The organism is Streptomyces sp. P5F9, from assembly GCF_057961495.1.
Map to the genome: position 1 here is coordinate 1 of NZ_JBXVPZ010000538.1, position 6,078 is coordinate 6,078.

General features: G+C 69.6%; 7 protein-coding genes. 3 read left to right on the top strand and 4 right to left on the bottom strand.

Translation table 11 applies throughout. The features are described 5' to 3' along the window. The coding region (locus tag AC31A1_RS44850; RefSeq protein ID WP_489658835.1) for a glycoside hydrolase family 26 protein at positions 1 to 1,078 on the bottom strand (1,078 nt) is incomplete at its 3' end. Positions 1,079 to 1,231: 153 nt separating this feature from the next. On the opposite strand from AC31A1_RS44850, the gene AC31A1_RS44855 reads away from it, so the two are divergent. Further along, positions 1,232 to 2,542: a carboxylate--amine ligase gene (locus tag AC31A1_RS44855; protein WP_489658836.1), complete on the top strand. Its 1,311-nt coding sequence runs from the start codon at positions 1,232 to 1,234 to the stop codon at positions 2,540 to 2,542. Continuing rightward, the gene (locus tag AC31A1_RS44860) at positions 2,542 to 3,798 is read left to right on the top strand and encodes an NAD(P)-binding domain-containing protein (RefSeq protein ID WP_489658837.1); all 1,257 of its coding nucleotides are present in this window, start codon (positions 2,542 to 2,544) and stop codon (positions 3,796 to 3,798) included. The genes AC31A1_RS44855 and AC31A1_RS44860 overlap by 1 nt, the downstream gene beginning before the upstream one ends. Positions 3,799 to 3,842: 44 nt before the next feature. Here the strand turns inward: AC31A1_RS44860 and AC31A1_RS44865 are convergent, their stop codons facing one another. The 3 genes from AC31A1_RS44865 to AC31A1_RS44875 form a co-directional block, all read right to left on the bottom strand. Beyond that, on the bottom strand, positions 3,843 to 4,517 hold the full coding sequence (locus AC31A1_RS44865; RefSeq protein ID WP_489658838.1) for a chaplin: 675 nt from the start codon (positions 4,515 to 4,517) through the stop codon (positions 3,843 to 3,845). A gap of 99 nt (positions 4,518 to 4,616) precedes the next feature. Beyond that, entirely contained in the window at positions 4,617 to 4,844 is a 228-nt protein-coding gene (chpD, locus tag AC31A1_RS44870; RefSeq protein WP_033284615.1) for a chaplin ChpD, read from the bottom strand. A 249-nt stretch (positions 4,845 to 5,093) separates the two neighbouring features. Beyond that, positions 5,094 to 5,510, bottom strand: a complete 417-nt coding sequence (locus AC31A1_RS44875; RefSeq protein WP_489658839.1) for a rodlin — start codon at positions 5,508 to 5,510, stop codon at positions 5,094 to 5,096. A gap of 191 nt (positions 5,511 to 5,701) precedes the next feature. Here AC31A1_RS44875 and AC31A1_RS44880 point away from each other — a divergent pair. After that, a partial coding sequence (locus tag AC31A1_RS44880; protein ID WP_489658840.1) for a rodlin occupies positions 5,702 to 6,078 on the top strand: 377 nt, incomplete at its 3' end.

The window sequence follows — 6,078 nt, forward strand, 5'->3', positions numbered from 1 at the left end:
CGGTGCGGCCGAACAGGACCGAGCGGTAGACCTTGGACGACTTCGGGTTCTGGGAGCACTGCCACACACCGTGCGGGCAGTAGTCGGTGACCGTGTTGTACAGCGGCTTGTGCTCGTCCATCCAGGCGAGCATGCGCTTCATGTACTCCGCGTTGTCGCCGTTACGGAAGAGTCCCCATTCAGGATAGGAAATGGGCTTGCCGTGGGTTTTGGCGAAGTCCACATGTGCCTGAAGTCCGTAGGGCTCTTTCACCTGCTCGTCGAACGTCAGCCCGGAAGGCTGGTCGTACGAATCCATTCCGACGATGTCGACCGTGTCGTCCCCCGGATAACACCGCGTCCAGGGAACGGCGTCCCGGCCGCGGCTCGGATCGAAGTCGAACCGGAATTTCTGGCCCGGCACCGAGCGCATCGTGGTGACGATCCTGTTCCAGTACTTCTTCCAGGCCTCCGGGTCCGGCCCGCAACGAGAGGTGTACGTGGTGCCGTTCATCTCCCAGCCGAGCACGATCACCGTGTCCGGCACCTTCAGGTCGACCAGCCGCTCGGCCAGGGCCTTGAAGTGCTGATCGAACTGACCGGCCGCGCCCTGCTGGAGCAGCCGCCGCACCTGCCAGTCGGACACGCCGTCCTCGTTCTGCTCCTGCATCGGCACGTTGAGGACGAGCATCCGGTCGGACTTCTCGGTACGCCAGTCCGCCCACACGTCGAGAAGACCGGGGGCGCCCTCGATGTCGCTCCAGTGATTGCCCGGCAGGTAGGTGTGGCCGACGCGCAGTTCGGCCCCACCCAGCCAGCTGCTCAGCGCGGCCATGCGGGCCACACCGGTAGCCCCGGAGTCGAGGAAGGCGCCGAAGGCCGGGCTCGTGGGTGCGGTGGGAGTGGGTGCGGTGGGAGTGAGTGCGGTCGTCGGGGATGCGGTGGTCGTGGGTGTGGTGGTCACGGGAGCAGGCGGATCGATGACCCGCGTCACCCCCGCCGCGAACCCGGGACCCGACGTGAAGGCCGCCGACGCGGCGACCGTAGCCGCGATGAAGGCCAGCCGGGCGGTGCGGGACCGTCGCTGCTGTGGGGCCATGCCTGCTCCTCTCTCCACTCTCGTACTCCGTGCCGACTTCGCTTTTCCTTCTACTGACACTCAGTCATATGAATATGAATTACGCCACCGCCGTTACGGCTTCCGAGTTCCTCCATCGCCCGCACGGGTGAACCGAACCGAAGGAAACAGTCCGTGTCGCTGCTCGACATCCGTGTCCCCGCAGTTCTGCTGCGGATCGACCGGAATCCCTTTCACCACGGAACGCTGGGGGCCGTGCGTTCGCTGGGCCGGGCGGGAGTGGAGGTGCATGTGGTCGCCGATTCCGCCGGAAGTCCCGTACGCAGTTCCCGCTTTGTCTGCCAGATGCATCCCCCGCCGCCGCCCGGCGCGTCTCCCGGCGAGATCGCCGGCACGCTCCGCCGGGTCGCGGCGTGGATCGCGCGTCCCGCCGTACTGATCCCGATGGACGACGCGAGCGCCGTCGCGGTCGGCCGGCTGGGCGACGAGCTCGCGCCCTCCTATCTGCTGCCGCAGCAGCCCGGCGCGCTGCCCGAACGGGTCGCGGACAAGGCCGAACTGGCCGCCGTGTGCGCGGGCGCGGACATCCCGCACCCGGTGACGCTGATCCCGGACAGCCCGGCGCAGGCCGCGAGCGCCGCCTGGCAGCTGGGGCTGCCGGTGGTCGCGAAGTGGAGCCGGCCCTGGCTGGTGCCGGCCGGGACCGGGCTGCGCAGCACGGTGGTGGTGCACAGCGCGCAGGAGGCGCGCGAGTTGTTCCTGCGCGCCGAGGAGGCGGGCAGTCAGCTGCTGTTGCAGGCGTTCCTGCCGTCCGGGCCCGACCGTGACTGGTTCTTCCACGGGTACGCCGACCGGTCCGGTGCCGTACGCGGCGGCGGGCCCGGGCGCAAGCAGCGGGCCTGGCCGCGCGGCGCGGGGCTGACGGCGGTGGGCCGCTGGACGCCCAACCCGCAGGTGCAGGCGCTGGCCGAGCGTCTCACCGCCTCGCTCGGCTACCGGGGCATCTTCGACCTGGACTTCCGCCGCTGCGGCTCGACCGGCCGCTATCACCTGCTCGACTTCAACCCGCGGCCCGGCGCCCAGTTCCGGCTCTTCGCCGACTCGGCGGGCCTGGACGTCGTCCGCGCCCTGCACCTGGACCTGACCCACCGTCCGCTGCCGGACGGGTCGCCACGGCCGGGCCGGGTGTTCGTGGTGGAGAACTACGCGCCGCTCAGCGCGCTGCGCCCGGCGCTCGGCGGACGCGAGCTGGCCTGGCACGCGCCGGACGACCCGGGGCCGGGCCGCGCGATGTGGGGGCTGTGGGGCCGGCATGTGCTGCGCAAGGTGCGCGAGCGGCTGGTCGGTACGGCCCCGACGCCGCACACCGCGGAGGCACGGGTGGTGCGGCAGGCGGGCGAGAGTCACCCCAACAAACCTGCGGAACCAGCCGAGTTGAGCAAGTTGACCGAGTTGAGCGACGACGAGAAAGCGAGCAGTTGCTGATGTACGACCTGCTGGTGGTGGGCGCGGGCCCGTACGGCCTGTCCATCGCGTCCCACGCCGCGGCCGCGGGGCTGAACCTGCGCGTCTTCGGCCGGCCGATGGCGTCCTGGCGCGACCACATGCCCCGGGGCATGTTCCTCAAGTCGGAGCCCTGGGCCTCCAACTTGTCGGACCCTGAAGGCCGTTGGCCGCTCGACGTGTACTGCGCGGGCCAGGGCGTGGAGGCCCGGCACGGGGAGCCGATCCCGGTCGAGATGTTCGCCTCGTACGGCCTGTGGTTCGCACGCAACGCCGTGCCCGAGGTGGACGAGCGGACGGTCGAGCGGATCGCGCCGGTGCCCGGCGGCTTCGAGGCGGTGACCGACGACGGCACGGTGCTGCACGCCCGTACCGTCGCGCTCGCGGTCGGTGTCATGCCGTTCGTCGAAATCCCGTCCGCGCTACGTGGGTTGGGCCGGTCCCTGGTCTCGCACAGCAGCCACCACAGCACGCTGGACGAGTTCCGCGGCAAGGACGTCACGGTGATCGGCGGCGGCCAGGCGGCGCTGGAGACGGCGGCCCTGCTCGCCGAACAGGGCACGCGGGTACGGGTGTTGGCACGCGCCGACGAGCTGTTCTGGAACGACGTGCCGCCCGCGTGGGAGCGCCCGTGGTGGCAGTCGGCCCGCTCCCCGCACAGCGGCCTGGGCCCCGGCTGGCGCAACTGGTTCTACTCCGAGCGCCCCGGACTCTTCCGCCGCCTCCCGGAGTCGACACGGGCCAGGATCGCGGCCAACGCCCTTGGTCCGGCGGGTGCTTGGTGGGTGCGGGACCGGGTCGAACCGGCGGTGGAGGTGCTGCTCGGCCACGAGGTCGCGGCGGCCGACGTGGTGCCGGGCGGGGTACGCCTGGAGACGGTGAGCCGGGCCGGCGGGACACGCCCCCTGGACACCGAACACGTCATCGCGGCAACGGGGTTCAAGGCCACGACCACCCGACTCGGCCTGCTCTCCAGCGAGTTGAGGGGCTCCCTGACCGCGGTCGCCGACGGCTCCCCGGAAATCGGCCGGGACTTCGAGTGCTCGCACCCGGGCCTCTTCATGGCGGGCCTGGTGACGGCCTCGGGCTTCGGCCCGGCGATGCGCTTCGTGCACGGCGCCACGTACACGGCGGGCGCGCTGGTGCGGGGAGTCGAGCGCCGACTGCACTCGGAGCCGCGCGGCGGCATGATCCCGGCACCGGGCCGACGGAGCACGCCGGCCTTCGTACGGCGCTGACGGCGCGGGTGTGCCGGGCGGTGACGTCCGGCACCCCGTGCGTATTACCTACGGGACGCGGCTCGGCCTCGTCGGTAGAGGATCGTGCCACCCGCGATCAACGCGGCACTGACACCGGACGTGGCCAGCATGGCCTCACTGCCGGTGTGCGCCAGAACGGGCGGCGGGGTGTGATGGGGCGGCGTGTGCGGAGGAGGCGGCGTGTGGTGGTGCCCGCCCGTGGGCGGCGGCGTCTCCTCGCAGTCCGGGGTGCCGTAGCCCGAGTGATCTCCGTGGCCGTAACCGGAGTGGTCACCATGGCCGTAACCCGTGTGATCCCCGTGCCCGTAACCCGACTCACCGCCGGAGCCGTAGCCCGAGTCGTCTCCGTGGCCGGAGCCGTGGTCGTGGCCGTAGCCGCCGTAACCCGAATCGTCGTCGGAGTCCCCGTACGACGGCTCGGTCCACCGGTGGTGGTCGCCGTGCCGGTGCTCGTCCTTGCCGCCGGCACAGGAGTTGCCGAACGTCGGGTTGAACCCGGACACCCCGTCGGCGGTGTTGCCGCAGGCGTTGACCGGTGCGTCGATCGGGACGTCGATGCTGTTGCCGGACAGGACGCCCGGCGAATCCTTGGCAGCGCCGCCGGTGTACGAACCGGCCAGGGCGGGGCTGCCGCACAGGGACAGAATGCTCGTCGCGGCCGCCGCCGCGACCATTCCCTTACCCAGGGTCTGTCGCAATCTCGTTGTCTTCCTGCTTGAAGTGGGAAAAGCCGGCCTTGGAAACCTGTCCAAGGCCGGCCATGACACAGCCGGAACGGCTGGTGCGTTACGTCGTCGTCAGTCGTTGACGCACGTGTTGCCGAACGCCGGGTTCAGCAGGCCGATCACGTCGATCGAGTTGCCGCACACGTTGACGGGGATGTGCACGGGAACCTGGACCACGTTGCCCGAGAGGACACCCGGCGAACCGACGGCCGCACCCTCGGCACCCGCGTCGGCGAAGGCCGGGGCGGCCATACCGAGAGCCATGATCGCACCAGCGACAACAGCAGCGCTCTTCTTCATGAACGTTCCCTTCTCTGCGGTCATGCCCACCATGACCTGCAGCCTGTAAAACGAGGGATAGACGCAGGAAGAAACTCAAGAACGCGCGTCACCTGACAATTCACTCGATCGTCCGCACCGAATTGACGGGATGGACGCAGCCGAGCAGAAACGCTTCTCTTCAAGGGAAGACAGCTTTATTCAGCGGTCCGGGCGACCCGCACGGAAAATCCGGCGGGCCGCCCGGGTCACTCTCAGGCGTACGGTCGGTCAGCTGCCGATGGCGCCGTTGCCCGACAGCACCGGGATGTTGTCGGCGAGGTGCGACAGCGGCTCGTCGCCCTTGGCCTGGGTGGAGTTCTCGGTGCACTGCTGGTTCTGCGGGGCCGAGAGGATCGGCACGTCCTGGAGGACGGTGACCGGCACCAGCAGGCCCACGATCGAGGCCGCGTTGACCTTGGCCGGCAGACCGACACAGAGCTTGTTCAGGTCGCCCTGGGCGAGCCCGAGCTGGGGGCTCATGTCGCCGGTCGTCTTGGCGTTGCCATAGGCCTGCTCGGCACCGTTCCCGTTGACCGTGGTGACGCCGTTGTCGTTGCCGATGGCCAGCGCCTGCGGGGCGGCCGTCGCCGAGACGCCGACGACGGAAGCCGCGACAGCCGTCGCAGCCATTGCCTTCTTGAGCATTTCTGCGGTCCTTTCCTGGCAGAGACACAATTCCTGCTCCCCCATCAACAGAGGTCGGCCGGATTGGTTGCGTGGCTTCACCCGGTTGGATTCATCTGGGCCATTGGAGTGAATCGGAGCAACCATGCGGCCCGGCACCAGTTGTTCAGGTCGCTCCGGTGGACGGGGTTACTCCAGAAGGGACCACGCAAGTGATCAAGAAGGTTATGGCTGCTGCGGCTGTCGCCGCTTCCGTCGTCGGAGCCTCGGCTGCCGTCGCCGCCCCGGCGATGGCGATCGGTAACGACAACGGCGTCACCACGACGAACGGCAACGGCGCCGAGCAGGTCTACGGCAACCAGGCCACGTACGGCAACATGAGCCCCCAGATGGCGCTCATCCAGGGTTCGCTGAACAAGCCCTGCATCGGCCTGCCGGCCAAGGCGAACCTCGCCTCGATCGTCGGCGTCGTGCCGGTCACCGTCCTGCAGGACGTGCCGGTCCTCTCCGCGCCGCAGAACCAGCAGTGCACCGAGAACTCCACCCAGGCCAAGGGCGACGAGCCGCTGTCGCACATCCTGGACAACAT

What these genes read in the sequence shown, in the direction of transcription:
- AC31A1_RS44860 (WP_489658837.1), top strand. Translation starts at nt 2,542, where the DNA reads ATGTACGACCTGCTGGTGGTGGGCGCGGGCCCGTACGGCCTGTCCATC.
- chpD (WP_033284615.1), bottom strand. Translation starts at nt 4,844, where the DNA reads ATGAAGAAGAGCGCTGCTGTTGTCGCTGGTGCGATCATGGCTCTCGGT.
- AC31A1_RS44875 (WP_489658839.1), bottom strand. Translation starts at nt 5,510, where the DNA reads ATGCTCAAGAAGGCAATGGCTGCGACGGCTGTCGCGGCTTCCGTCGTC.